14 protein-coding genes are annotated in these 13,215 nt (G+C 63.4%); 7 read left to right on the forward strand and 7 right to left on the reverse strand.

Annotation, left to right across the window (positions count from 1 at the left end):
• The first annotated feature begins 3 nt into the window (after positions 1-3).
• Entirely contained in the window at positions 4-411 is a 408-nt protein-coding gene (gene tatB / locus ACFULT_RS18830; protein WP_037106006.1) for a Sec-independent protein translocase protein TatB, read from the forward strand.
• 80 nt (positions 412-491) lie between these two features.
• On the opposite strand, the gene ACFULT_RS18835 is transcribed toward tatB, so the two are convergent.
• The 6 genes from ACFULT_RS18835 to ACFULT_RS18860 form a co-directional block, all read right to left on the reverse strand.
• A complete protein-coding gene (locus tag ACFULT_RS18835; protein ID WP_094720906.1) occupies positions 492-1,223 on the reverse strand; it encodes an amino acid ABC transporter ATP-binding protein in 732 nt (243 codons plus the stop codon).
• Positions 1,220-2,680 (reverse strand): amino acid ABC transporter substrate-binding protein/permease, encoded by a 1,461-nt coding sequence (locus ACFULT_RS18840; protein ID WP_094720907.1) that lies wholly within the window; start codon positions 2,678-2,680, stop codon positions 1,220-1,222. Before ACFULT_RS18840 ends, ACFULT_RS18835 begins: the two co-directional genes overlap by 4 nt.
• 98 nt (positions 2,681-2,778) lie before the next feature.
• The gene (locus tag ACFULT_RS18845; RefSeq protein WP_378482131.1) at positions 2,779-3,915 is read right to left on the reverse strand and encodes an Mrp/NBP35 family ATP-binding protein; all 1,137 of its coding nucleotides are present in this window, start codon (positions 3,913-3,915) and stop codon (positions 2,779-2,781) included.
• Between the two features lie 78 nt (positions 3,916-3,993).
• Entirely contained in the window at positions 3,994-4,860 is an 867-nt protein-coding gene (locus ACFULT_RS18850) for a lytic transglycosylase domain-containing protein (RefSeq protein ID WP_176460036.1), read from the reverse strand.
• A gap of 95 nt (positions 4,861-4,955) precedes the next feature.
• A complete protein-coding gene (locus ACFULT_RS18855; protein WP_176460043.1) occupies positions 4,956-5,501 on the reverse strand; it encodes a DUF1003 domain-containing protein in 546 nt (181 codons plus the stop codon).
• A gap of 20 nt (positions 5,502-5,521) precedes the next feature.
• Entirely contained in the window at positions 5,522-6,796 is a 1,275-nt protein-coding gene (locus tag ACFULT_RS18860) for a magnesium transporter MgtE N-terminal domain-containing protein (RefSeq protein WP_037106023.1), read from the reverse strand.
• A gap of 77 nt (positions 6,797-6,873) precedes the next feature.
• Between ACFULT_RS18860 and ACFULT_RS18865 the strand changes: the two genes are divergently transcribed.
• From ACFULT_RS18865 to ACFULT_RS18890, 6 genes are all read left to right on the forward strand, one after another.
• Positions 6,874-7,854: a CoA ester lyase gene (locus ACFULT_RS18865; protein ID WP_094720910.1), complete on the forward strand. Its 981-nt coding sequence runs from the start codon at positions 6,874-6,876 to the stop codon at positions 7,852-7,854.
• Entirely contained in the window at positions 7,851-8,342 is a 492-nt protein-coding gene (locus ACFULT_RS18870; RefSeq protein WP_019665374.1) for a general stress protein, read from the forward strand. Before ACFULT_RS18865 ends, ACFULT_RS18870 begins: the two co-directional genes overlap by 4 nt.
• Before the next feature lie 199 nt (positions 8,343-8,541).
• Positions 8,542-9,864 (forward strand): ABC transporter substrate-binding protein, encoded by a 1,323-nt coding sequence (locus ACFULT_RS18875; protein WP_037106029.1) that lies wholly within the window; start codon positions 8,542-8,544, stop codon positions 9,862-9,864.
• On the forward strand, positions 9,861-10,784 hold the full coding sequence (locus ACFULT_RS18880) for a carbohydrate ABC transporter permease (RefSeq protein ID WP_037106032.1): 924 nt from the start codon (positions 9,861-9,863) through the stop codon (positions 10,782-10,784). Before ACFULT_RS18875 ends, ACFULT_RS18880 begins: the two co-directional genes overlap by 4 nt.
• Positions 10,784-11,617 carry a carbohydrate ABC transporter permease gene (locus ACFULT_RS18885; protein ID WP_019665371.1) on the forward strand — a complete coding sequence of 278 codons (834 nt, stop codon included), beginning with the start codon at positions 10,784-10,786 and terminating at the stop codon, positions 11,615-11,617. Before ACFULT_RS18880 ends, ACFULT_RS18885 begins: the two co-directional genes overlap by 1 nt.
• Before the next feature lie 5 nt (positions 11,618-11,622).
• A complete protein-coding gene (locus tag ACFULT_RS18890) occupies positions 11,623-12,792 on the forward strand; it encodes an ABC transporter ATP-binding protein (protein WP_037106035.1) in 1,170 nt (389 codons plus the stop codon).
• A gap of 104 nt (positions 12,793-12,896) precedes the next feature.
• Here the strand turns inward: ACFULT_RS18890 and ACFULT_RS18895 are convergent, their stop codons facing one another.
• Positions 12,897-13,190: a hypothetical protein gene (locus ACFULT_RS18895; RefSeq protein WP_378482132.1), complete on the reverse strand. Its 294-nt coding sequence runs from the start codon at positions 13,188-13,190 to the stop codon at positions 12,897-12,899.
• Positions 13,191-13,215 lie beyond the last annotated feature (25 nt).

A 13,215-nucleotide genomic window follows, 5' to 3' on the forward strand; every position in this document is an offset into this window, starting at 1 on the left:
GGCGTGTTCGGCAACATCGGCTGGGGAGAGCTCGTCATTCTCCTGGTAGCAGCACTCGTCATCCTCGGTCCAGACAGGCTGCCCGGCGCAATCAGCTGGGTCACCAAGTCCATCCGCCAGGTCAAGGACTACGCCAACGGCGCAAGCCAGCAACTCAAGGACGAGCTGGGCACCGACTTCGAGGACCTACGCAAACCCCTCGCCGACCTCAATCAGCTCCGCGGCATGACCCCGCGCGCCGTCATCACCAAACACTTGCTCGACGGCGACGACTCGATCTTCACCGGCAACTTCGACTCCAAGAAGCCGAACGGCAGTTCCAACGGGACCCCGAACACCCCCGCCAAGCCGTCGCTCGAGAAGAAATTGCCCGCGGGCCAGACCCCTCCCATCGACTCCGACGCCACGTAGCGCTCTTTTCGTTACAGCATGAATGCGCCACCGCAGCTGTCTGACCGCTGCGGTGGCGCCTTCATGCCGTGGGTGGAGCGTTACAGCACCTTGTTCAGGAAGTCCTGGGTCCGAGGGTTCTGCGGGTTGCCGAAGAGCTGATCCGGGGTTCCTTCTTCGACGATGACGCCGTCGGCCATGAAGATGACTCGGTCCGAGACCTCGCGGGCGAAGCCCATTTCGTGGGTGACGACGACCATTGTCATGCCGCCTTTCGCGAGGTCCCGCAGAACCTGCAACACTTCGCCGACCATTTCGGGGTCGAGTGCGGAGGTGGCCTCGTCGAACAGCATGATCGACGGGCTCATCGCGAGTGCTCGGGCGATTGCGACGCGCTGCTTCTGACCGCCGGAGAGGCTGGCGGGCTTGTAGTCCGCGCGCTCGGACAGTCCGACCTGCTCGAGCAGTTTCAGTGCCGTGTTCTTGGCCTCGGACTTCGACATCTTCTTCGTCTCGACGGGTGCGAGCATGACGTTTTCGAGTGCCGTCATGTGCGGGAAGAGGTTGAAGTGCTGGAACACCATGCCGATGTTCTGGCGGATCTTGTCGAGGTTGACGTTCTTGTCGGTCAGGTCGACGCCGTCGACGACGACGTGGCCGCCGGTGATGTCCTCGAGTTTGTTCAGGCATCGCAGGAAGGTGCTCTTACCGGATCCCGATGGTCCGATGACGCAGACGACCTCGCCGTTGGCGATCTCGGCGTCGATTCCCTTGAGGACTTTGTTGTCGCCGAATGCCTTTTCCAGCGCCTTGATCGAAATCTTGGTGCTCACTTGTTGATCCTCTTCTCGAGCCGGTTCGACAGCTTGGTGAGTGCCATGATGATGATGAAGTACATGACGCCGATGATCAGCCACATGTTGAACGACTCGAAGTTGCGGGCGATGATCAGTCGGCCTGTCTGTGTCAGCTCGGCCAGGCCGATGACCGACAGCAACGACGTGTCCTTCAACGTGATGACGAACTGGTTGATGTACGACGGAATCATCGTGCGGATGGCCTGCGGCATGACGACGCGGCGCATCGACTTGAGGTAGCTGATACCGAGGCTGCGCGACGCTTCCATCTGGCCCTTGTCGACGGCGAGGATTCCGCCTCGGACGATTTCGGCCATGTAGGCGCCTGCGTTGAGCGACAGCGTGATGATGCCCGCGGTGAATGCGGACATCTGGAAGTTCAGGGCCGCAGGGACGCCGAAGTAGATGAAGAATGCCTGCACCAGAAGCGGTGTGCCGCGAAAGATATCGACGTACGTCGTACCGATTCCCCGGAGCACGATGTTGGACGAGACTCGGAACAGGCCGAAGATCGCGCCGAGAACCAGAGCGATCGCGATGGAGATGACGGTGAGAACGACGGTCAGCCAGAGGCCCTTGAGCAGCAGCTGCCAGCTACTGGCGATGAGCCCGGGAATCGAGGTGTCCGAGGTGGATGCCTCGGCGCTGAGGTAGGTGTCGAGGATGTCGTCGTACTGGCCGCTTTCGCGGAGGTTGGCCAGGCCTGTGTTGAACTGCTGAAGTAACTCGGCGTTGGTGCCCTTTGCCACCGCGAAGCCGTAGCTCGCGCCCGACTCCTTCTCGGTCACCGTCTTGAACCCGTTGCCCTGCGTGATGCCGTACGCCAGCACCGGGTAGTCCTCGAACGCTGCCGCGGAGTTTCCGGTCCGAACTTCCTCGAACATCGTCGCGGAGTCGTCGAAGCTGCGGATGGTGAAGCCGTACTGGTCGGCGATCGAGGTGGCGAACGTCGCGCCCTCGGTGCCGTTCTTGACGGCGACGGACTTGCCTCGCAGGTCCTCGTAGCCCTCGATGTCGTTGTTGGACTCGAGGATTGCCATCTGAACGCCGGAGTCGAAGTACGGATCCGAGAAATCGAACGTTGCCTTACGCGCGTCCGTGATGGACATTCCGGCGATCATGCCGTTGAACTGACCGCTCGTGACGCCTTGCAGGGCGGTGTCGAAACCGACCTGCTCCACGTTGTAGGTGAAGCCCTGGTCCGCGGCGATCGCGGCCAGGAGGTCCATGTCGATTCCGACGAGTTTGCCCTGCTCGTCCTGGAACTCGAAGGGAGCGAACGTGGTATCGGTGGCGATGGAGTAGTTCTGTCCGGACGGAGGCGGCGGCTGCGCCGACGCCAGGGCCGAACCGAACAGCGACCCCACCAGGGTCACGAAAAGGGCGAGCACGATCGGTATCAGTACCGTCCGACTCGATTGCGGCTTCTTCATGCAGGCCACTCTCTATCGAAGAAAAGGATTCTCACCAAAGTGTAAGACTTGGCGAATTCTAAGACTCCAACCCTCGACAGGTGTGCATTCGGGTGGTATCAGGCCCTTCGGGTGGTGTCGATGCTCAGCGACATTCCGACGAGTCCGCGCTCCCGCACTGCGAGCTGCTTGGCCACCGCTTCCAACGCCCGCGCGGCCGGAGTCTCGGGCTGCGCCAACACGATCGGAGTGCCGGCGTCGCCACCCTCGCGGACTGCAGTGTCGAGTGGAATCTGGCCCAGCAGAGGCACTTTCGCGCCCACGGCCTTGGTGAGCCGATCCGAGACATCCTGGCCGCCGCCGGACCCGAAAATGTCCATGCGGGTGCCGTCGGGCAGCTCGAGCCACGACATGTTCTCCACGACTCCGGCGATGCGCTGACGGGTCTGCAGAGCGATCGCGCCTGCGCGTTCGGCGACCTCGGCGGCAGCCTGCTGCGGCGTCGTCACGACGAGAATCTCGGCGCCGGGAATCAACTGAGCCACCGAAATGGCAATGTCTCCAGTGCCGGGCGGGAGGTCGAGGAGCAGCACGTCCAGGTCGCCCCAGAACACGTCGGCAAGGAACTGCTGCAACGCGCGGTGCAGCATCGGTCCCCGCCACACCACGGGTGTGTTGCCCGTGGTGAACTGCGCGATCGAGATGAACTTCACGCCGTGCGCCTGCGGCGGCATGATCATCTTCTCCACCTGAGTGGGTTTGGCGTCGTTGCCGAGCATGCGGGGGACCGAGTGACCGTAGATGTCGGCGTCGAGCACACCCACCGACAGGCCACGCTTGGCCAGCGATGCGGCGAGGTTGACCGTCACCGAGGACTTTCCGACGCCGCCCTTGCCCGACGCGACCGCGTACACACGCGTCAGCGAGCCGGGTTGAGCGAACGGGATGATCGGTTCCGCGGAATCGCCGCGGAGAGATTTGCGGAGTTCGGTGCGCTGCTCGTCGTTCATCACGTCGAGCTCGACGGTGATGGTGCCGACCCCCGCGACATCGGCGACGGCTTTGGTGACGCGGTCGCTGATCTCGGTTTTCATCGGGCAACCAGCAGTGGTGAGGTAGATGCCGACGTCGACGGATCCTCCATCGCCGATGGTGACACCCTTGACCATTCCCAGGTCGGTGATGGGTTTGCGAATTTCCGGATCGATGACTTTCGAGAGTGCGCTTCGAACGTCGGATTCCGTCAGTACTGCCATGAGTTCATGCTAGTGGGGCGGGAGTGGAGCCTGCGGAATGACCCTGGGGAGGCGGGAGTGGAGCCTGCGGAATGACCCTTAGTGGATGCGTGGGAGCTGGTCGGAGGTGGGGACGATGCCGGTGGCGTAGCCGGTGGACCAGGCGAGGACGTTGGCGACGTAGGCCATGGAGTTGTTGTAGCGCAGGATGGCTTTGGTGGTCTGCCCGAGGTCGCGGAGGTTCAGGCCGCCGTCGCACAGGTAGTCGCCGGTGGCGAGGGCTGCGTCGTACAGGTTCTGTGGGTCGGAGATGCCGTCGCCGTTGCCGTCGGCTTTGTAGCGGTTCCAGGTTTCGGGTAGAAACTGCATCGGTCCGACTGCGCGGTCGAAGTTGGGGTCGCCGTCGAGTGCGCCGCCGTCGGTGTCGGCGATGACGTTGTTGCCGGCGAGCGATCCGTCGAGGCGGGGGCCGAGGATGGGCTCGAGCAGCTGTCCGAGGTCGTCGGCTTTGCCGTTGTTGGCGTGGGTGGATTCGACGCGGCCGATGCCGGCGATGATGGTCCAGCTGATTCCGCAGCCGGGCTGGGTTTCGGCGAGAATCCGCTCGGCGTTCTTGTAGGCGGAGACGTTGACCGTCGGGATTGCGATGGGGCTGGCGGCGAGGCTCGTCGGCAGCTCCGGCGTCGGCGGGATTTCCGGCGCGGGTGCCGGGACGGGTGCTGCCTGCGGAACGGGTGCCTCGGCTGCGGCGACGGGCTGTGCCGCGGTGTCGTCCGCTATGGGGGCGGGTGTTTCCACGACGGGCTCGGCTTCCTGTGCCGTGGAGTTGGTCGTCATGAAGGGGATGTACTCGGCCGCGCCTGCGCTGGTGGCGGCGGTGACAAGTCCTGCGGGGACGAGACCCGTCAGAGCAATCACCGAATTCCGGCGTACGTTGGAATTCGATGCTTTTCTGTGACGTCCCACGCGTCGGTACCTCCTGATCGTTTGCGAACCGGAGTCGAGGGTACCTGATTCGAGATCGTTCCGTTACACGGCCGTTATCAAGCGGCCGGGCGGAACTAGTCCACGTCGAACTGGGCGTCGTTCTCCGGCGCCGGACCGTCGTCACGCTTACGTAGGCTCTGCTTCTTCCTGGACTTCTTCGGCGCCGCGGACGGCTCGCCGCCCATCTGTTCCAGCAGCTCGCGGATCTCGTCGAGCTCACGCCGCAGGTAATCGCGAGTCGCGACCTCACCGACGGCGATACGCAGCGACGCCAGCTCGCGGGCAAGGAACTCGGTGTCCGCCTTCGTCTGCTGTGCCCGAGCACGGTCTTCTTCCAGCGAGACCCGGTCGCGGTCGTCCTGACGGTTCTGCGCGAGAAGGATCAGCGGAGCGGCGTAGGCAGCCTGCGTCGAGAACGCGAGGTTCAACAGAATGAACGGATACGGGTCCCACTGAAGCGCGACGACGGCAACGTTCAGGAAGATCCAGACGATGACGATGATCGTCTGGATCGCCAGGTACCGTCCGGTGCCGAGGAAGCGGGCGGCGCGCTCTCCCGAGCTGCCGAGGTCGACGTCGAGATGCCAGTTGAACAGCCGCGAACCCTGCGGTGTGTCCATGCGCTGCCGAGCGGATTCCTTCACTGTCCTGCCACCTCCTGATCACGCCAGTCCTCGGGAAGAAGATGGTCGAGAACGTCGTCCACTGTCACTGCTCCGACCAGGTGATCCTCGTCGTCCACCACCGGCCCGCACACCAAGTTGTACGTCGCGAAATATCGGGTGACGGCCGTCAGGCTGTCCTCCGGCGACAACTTCGGCAGTGCCTTGTCGATCACGCCGCCGACCAGGCTCGCCGGCGGTTCGCGGAGCAATTGCTGCAGGTGAACACACCCGAGATACGCACCGGTCGGAGTTGCCGTCGGCGGGCGAACGACGAACACCAGCGAGGACAGCGCAGGCGTCAGATCCGGGTTACGCACCCGGGCGAGAGCCTCGGCCACCGTCGTCGACGCGTTCAACACCACCGGTTCGGTGGTCATCAGACCACCGGCAGTGTCCGGTGAGTGTTCGAGAAGGCGCCGAACCGGAGCGGAATCCTCCGGGTCCATCAGACGAAGCAGCGATTCCGCCTCGGGCTCGGGCAGTTCACCCAGAAGGTCGGCTGCGTCGTCGGGATCCATCGCCTCGAGCACGTCGGCGCCGCGTTCGACACCGAGGTAATGCATCAGTTCGACCTGATCGTCGTCGGGAAGTTCCTGTACGACGTCGGCGAGCCGCTCGTCGTCGAGGGCGTGTGCCACCTCCATCCGTCGTTTCACCGGCAGCTCACGCATCGCGTTGGCCACGTCGGCAGCCCGAAGGTCCTCGAACTGCATCAACAGCTGCGCGACGCCTTGGCCGGGGAGGGACAGCTCGTTCTGGGTCAGACCTTGGACGTGTTGCCAGTCCACGACATGGATTGCACCTCGGCGCGCGAGCCTGCCGCGGCTGCGCCGGACCGCGACCCGGGCGACGAGCCAGTCACGGGTTCGGGTCAGTTCGATGCCCAGGTCGACGACGATGGACTCCGCGTCGTGCAGCTCTTCGAGTTCCGGGTCGTCGACGCGGACCTTGGAGTCGAGAATTTGCGCGAAGACAAGGATTTCATTGGCTCGCTGCGAGAACCTGCGCAGACTCACGTTGCCGGTGTTGAGCTGAACGGAGTTGGGCTCGATGCTGGTGACGCGCAGCATCGGCACGAAAATTCTTCGGCGCGTCGCGAGTTCGACGACCAGGCCGAGCACTCGGGGTTGGGCGCGACCGACGCGCATGGTGATGACGAGATCGCGAACGCGGCCGATCGATTCGCCGTCGGGTCCGAGCACGACCAGACCCGCGAGCCTGGCTGCGAATAGCTTGCTCAGTGCTGCCATGATGGAAAGGTTAGAGCGTGACAGTACGAACCGGAGAATCGACAGCCGGTGACCAAGCAGGGAGCGATGAGGCTCGAATGAGCTCGGTGAAGCAAGACCGTCCCCGCCGATCCGTCCTCGCGGTTCCCGGCAGTTCCGCGAAGATGATCGAGAAGGCCAAAGGACTGAAGGCCGACGCTGTCTTCCTCGATCTCGAGGACGCAGTCGCCCCGATCGCCAAGGTGGAGGCGCGCGGACGCATCGTCGAAGCGCTGCTGTCCGACGGATGGGGAGACCAACTGAAGGTCGTCCGCGTCAACGACTGGACGACGCCCTGGACCTACGGCGACGTCATCGACGTCGTCTCCGGTGCGGGCGCTCGGTTGGATGCGATTCTGCTCCCGAAGGTCGAGACCGCCGCGCACGTCGAAGCTCTCGATCTGCTTCTGACCCAGGTCGAGAAGACGAGCGGACTCGAGGTAGGCGCCATCGGGATCGAACCGCAGATCGAAAGCGCCCGCAGCCTGCGCAACATCGACGAGATCGCGACGGCCAGTCCCCGTGTGCAGACTCTCGTGTTCGGTCCGGCGGATCTGATGGCCAGTGTGAACATGCGCACCCTCGTCGTCGGCGAACAGCCGGAGGGGTACGACACCGGTGACGCCTACCATCACATCCTGATGACCATTCTGCTCGCCGCGCGCACTCATGGACTGCAGGCGATCGACGGTCCGTACCTCCAGATCCGTGATCTCGACGCGTTCCGCCGCGCCGCGGGCCGCACGGCCGGTCTCGGCTTCGACGGCAAGTGGGTGCTGCATCCGACACAGATCGATGCCGCCAACGAAATCTTCTCGCCCCGGCAGGCCGATTTCGACAAAGCCGAGAACATTCTCGAGGCGTACGAATTTCATACTTCCGAAGCCGGTGGTGGCCGCGGTGCGGTGATGCTCGGAGACGAGATGATCGACGAGGCGTCGAGAAAGATGGCTCTGGTGGTCAGTGCGAAAGGACGCGCGGCAGGAATGCTGCGTAGTGAAGTAACACAAAGTTCAGATTCGGGCACAATAGAGCAATGACGAATCCACTTTCGCAGCCCGGCCGTCCAGGTCAGGGTCTTCCGACTCCGCCGTCCGGGTGGCCGATCGGTTCCTACCCGACGTACGCCGAAGCGCAGAAGGCCGTCGACTACCTGTCCGACCAGGAGTTCTCGGTTCAGGACGTCACTATCGTCGGCGTCGACCTCATGCAGGTCGAGCGTGTTCTCGGTCGGTTGACATGGCCGAAAGTCATTGGCGGAGGCGTCGTCTCGGGCGCCTGGCTCGGGCTGTTCCTCGGCCTGGTGCTGGGTATCTTCACCAACGGCAACATTCTCGGGGCGTTGATCATCGGCATCGTCGGCGGGGTCATCTTCGGATTGATCTCCGCGGCCATTCCGTACGCGGCCACCAAGGGCCAGCGAGATTTCGCGTCGAGCATGCAGTTGGTCGCCGGTCGCTACGACGTGTTGTGCGAGCCCAAGAGTGCGGAGAAAGCACGCGATCTGCTCGCGCGTCTCGCGCTCTGACGCGTTCGTCGCGACGGCAGGTTACGGAATAGTTCCAATATCCCTTTCGCCGGCCCTCGTTCGGTTACGTTTCTTTACGTACAGGACAGTCAATAAGGAAGTTCTGTATACGTAATCGAAAATACGGAGGCGGAAAGTGCCGAGACAACGTAGTCAAAGGCCTCGTGGTGCGAGGCCTGCACACGCAACCAGAATAGGGGTGTTGGCGGCCGCTGCGTTGGTCGCCAGCCCGTTGCTCGCAGCCTGCGGATCCTCCGACAGCAGCACACCTGTACTGAGTTTCTACACCGCAGCGGACGGCGCCGAGCAGTACGCCGCCGCTGCGGAGGCGTGTTCGGCCGCGTCGAACGGACGCTATCGAGTGGAACAGCGAACTCTCCCCAAGAGTGCGAACGATCAGCGACTGCAGTTGGCCCGACGTCTGGCGGGCAACGACAACTCGTTGGACCTGATGACGCTCGACGTCGTGTGGACGGCCGAGTTCGCCGAGGCCGGCTGGGCACTTCCGGTCCCGGATGATCTCGCAGCAAAGCTCGAAGGCGGCGCCACGCTGGAAGGCCCGCTCGCAACGGCGCAGTGGCAGGACCAGCTGTACGCGGTTCCACTGAACTCCAACACGCAGCTGCTGTGGTACCGACCCGATCAGGTGCCGGGTGGTCAGCCGCCGCAGACGTGGGACCAGATGATCGACGAAGCCGAATCCAACGCCGCCGAAGGCAAACCCGCGTACATCGGCGTCCAGGCCAAGCAGTACGAGGGCTTGATGGTGTGGTTCAACAGCCTCCTCGTCAGCGCAGGCGGTCAGGTCGTCGCCGACGACGGTACGACGGTGACGCTCAACGACACCCCCGAACATCGTGCGGCGACCGAGAAGACACTCGAGATCATGAAGCGCGTCGCCACGGCCGACGGCCACGACCCGTCGATCTCGCAGACCGACGAGGCCACCGCCCGTCTCGGTATGGAGGCCGGCAACTCGGCATTCCAGGTCAACTACCCGTTCGTGCTCCCCGGCATCAAGGAGAACGCGGCCGCCGGGGCCGTGCCGTTCCTCGATCTGACGAACGTCCCTGCGGATCAACAGGATGCCAAGGTCGCCGAGGTGTTCCGCAGCGCGCCGTACCCAGCGGTCATCCCGGACACTCCGGCCAAGGTGACCATCGGTGGCTTCAACATCGGCGTCGCCAAGACCACTCAGCACGAGGACCTAGCGTGGGAAGCCGTCGAGTGCCTGACCAACGAGGACAACCAGCGCAACAACGCCGTCAACGGTGGAGTTCCGCCTGTGCTGGCGCAGCTGTATCAGGACCCTGAATTCCAGGCCGTCTACCCGGCGTGGGAAGGCGTGCTCGACTCCATCGAGAACGCTGCGGTCCGACCGGTCTCACCTGCCTACCAGAGCATTTCGATCCTGCTCGCCGACGCGCTCAATCCACCTCAGAACATCGATCCCGTTGCGGACGTGGACAAGCTCGCCGACCTGGTCTCCAAGGCTGTCAATTCGGAAGGGCTGATTCCATGAGCGAGACGTTGGACAAACAGGAGATTCTGAAGAAGGTTTCCGACGGCAAGAAGGCCGAACGCCGGCTGGGTCTGATGTTGGTTGCTCCCGCCGCGATCATGATGATCGCAGTGACCGGATACCCGATCATCTACGCCTTCTGGCTCAGCCTGCAGAAGTACAACCTTGCGTTCCCCGACGATCGTGAGTTCGTCGGAATCTCCAACTACGTCACCGTGCTCACCGACGGATACTGGTGGACGGCATTCGGTGTCACCACCGCGATCACCATCATCTCCGTGATCATCGAGTTCGTTCTCGGCCTGGCCGTGGCGCTCATCATGCACCGCACGATCTTCGGCCGCGGACTGGTGCGGACGGTCGTGCTGATCCCGTACGGCATCGTCACCGTCGCCGCGGCGTACAGCTGGTACTACGCGTGGACGCCGGGCACCGGTTACCTCGCCAACCTGCTGCCCGACGGCAGTGCCCCTCTGACGGAGCAGATTCCGTCGCTCGCCATCGTCGTGCTGGCCGAGGTATGGAAGACGACACCGTTCATGGCGCTGCTTCTGCTCGCCGGTCTCGCGCTCGTCCCGGACGATCTGCTCAAGGCCGCTCAGGTCGACGGCGCGGGAGCGTGGACGCGGTTGATGCGCATCACGATTCCGCTGATGAAGCCGGCTATCCTCGTCGCGCTGCTGTTCCGCACTCTCGACGCATTCCGCATCTTCGACAACATCTACGTCCTCACCAAGGGCAGCAACGGCACGGGATCGGTGTCGATTCTCGGCTACGACAACCTGTTCGGAGCGTTCAACCTCGGACTCGGCTCGGCGATCAGCGTTCTGATCTTCTTCTGCGTCGCCATCATCGCGTTCGTGTTCATCAAATTGTTCGGTGCCTCGGCGCCGGGCTCGGACGACGGAGGCCGTAAGTAATGACGACCGTGACGCCCCGCAAGAAGGTCGGTTGGACCGTCATCAATGCGCTCGTGCTGCTGTACGCGCTCATCCCGCTGGCATGGATCATCAGCTTGTCGTTCAAGTCGACGGCCACCATCGCCGACGGCAAGTTCATTCCGAGCTCGTTCACCCTGGACAACTACAAGGGCATCTTCCAGACCAACCAGTTCACCTCGGCACTGATCAACTCGATCGGAATCGGACTGATCACCACGGTCATCGCCGTCGTGATCGGAACCATGGCTGCCTACGCCGTCGCTCGCCTCGACTTCCCGGGCAAGAAGGCGCTCGTCGGTGCGGCTCTGCTGATCGCGATGTTCCCGCAGATCTCGCTCGTGACACCGCTGTTCGACATCGAACGTGCCATCGGCCTGTTCGACACCTGGCCGGGCCTGATCATTCCGTACATCACGTTCGCGTTGCCGCTCGCGATCTACACGCTGTCGGCGTTCTTCCGTGAAATTCCGTGGGAGTTGGAGAAGGCCGCCAAGATGGACGGCGCGACGCCCGCACAGGCATTCCGCAAGGTGATCGCACCACTGGCGGCACCCGGCATCGTCACCGCCGCGATCCTGGTGTTCATCTTCGCCTGGAACGACCTACTGCTCGCGATCTCGCTGACCGCGACGGAGCGATCCATCACCGTTCCCGCCGCGATCTCGCAGTTCACCGGTAGCTCTCAGTTCGAGGAGCCGACCGGGTCCATCGCCGCGGCTGCCGTGGTCATCACCATTCCGATCATCATCTTCGTGCTCTTCTTCCAACGACGTATCGTGGCGGGCTTGACGTCCGGCGCAGTGAAGGGATAACCGTCATGGCCGAAATCGTTCTCGACAAAGTCACCAAGCTCTACCCGGACGGCGCGGCTGCGGTCAGCGACGTCGACATCACCATCGCCGACGGCGAATTCATCATCCTCGTCGGACCGTCGGGCTGTGGAAAGTCGACGACGCTCAACATGATCGCCGGTCTGGAGGACATCTCCTCCGGTGAGCTGCGCATCGCAGGCGAACGCGTCAACGAGCGGGCACCGAAGGACCGCGACATCGCGATGGTGTTCCAGTCCTATGCGCTGTACCCGCACATGACGGTGCGTCAGAACATCGCGTTCCCGCTGACCCTCGCCAAGCTCAGCAAGGACGAGATCAACACCAAGGTCGAGGATGCAGCGAAGATCCTGGACCTGAGTCAGCACCTGGACCGCAAGCCGTCGAATCTGTCGGGTGGTCAGCGTCAGCGAGTCGCGATGGGACGGGCCATCGTTCGTACGCCCAAGGCGTTCCTGATGGACGAGCCGCTGTCCAACCTCGACGCCAAGCTGCGCGTGCAGACGCGTGCGGAGATCTCGCGATTGCAGAAACGTCTCGGCACGACAACGGTGTACGTCACGCACGATCAGACCGAGGCCATGACGCTCGGGGACCGCGTCGTCGTACTGCGCGGTGGGCTCGTACAGCAGATCGGATCGCCCCAGGAGCTGTACGACAAGCCGCGCAACCTGTTCGTGGGCGGGTTCATCGGATCGCCGTCGATGAACTTCGTTCCGGGCCAGCTCACGTCGGACGGGGTACAGACGGACCTCGGCACGTTCGAACTGCCGCACGAGCGTCGGCAGGCTATCGCGCAGAAGAACCCGGGCAAGGACGTCGTCGTCGGTATCCGCCCGGAGCACTTCGAGGACGCGGCGTTGATCGATTCCTATCAGAAGCTGAACGGTGCGACGTTCACCGCGAGGGTGGATGTTCTGGAGTCGATGGGCAGCGACAAGTACGTGTACTTCGAGTCCAAGGGCAGCAAGGTGCAGTCCGCGGAGTTGCAGGAACTGGCTGCGGACGCCGGTCTCGGCGACGCGGGCGGTGCTCAGATCGTCGCCCGTCTGGCCGCGGAGTCGGCGGCCCGCGAGGGCGGCGACGTCGAGCTGTGGTTCGATCCGGGCAAGATCTCGGTGTTCGACCAGGCTTCGGGTGACAACCTGACGCTGTAGATGGCTCTACCCCCTATGTAAGTGGAAATGTAGGCCCTGGGCCACCGGAGCGGAGCCGGCGAAGCGACCCGAAGACACATTTCCACTCACATAGGGGAAACGAGCTACAGAGACGAGCCGGTGGACAAGCCCTGGAAGAATCCGGGCGCGAAGTTCGGAAGGTCAGTCGGCGCGGGGGCGGGGGCAGGCGTGGGAACCGGCTGAGCCGGAGCCGGATTCGGCAACTGGAACTGCAGAAGCTCCCCCTGAGACTGAGACTGAGGCTGAGACTGAGACTGCTGATGTCCCTGGTCGTCGCGGATCGGATCGGCCGAGGCGGTACCCACCACCGCGACGAGTGGAACGGCAACCAGTGCCCCGGTGACAGCGGTGCGGGACAGGATCTTTCGAGCGTTCATTCGGATTTCCCTTTCGTGTGCGTAC

Source organism: Rhodococcus sp. NPDC057297, from assembly GCF_042667435.1.
Lineage (GTDB): Bacteria > Actinomycetota > Actinomycetes > Mycobacteriales > Mycobacteriaceae > Rhodococcoides.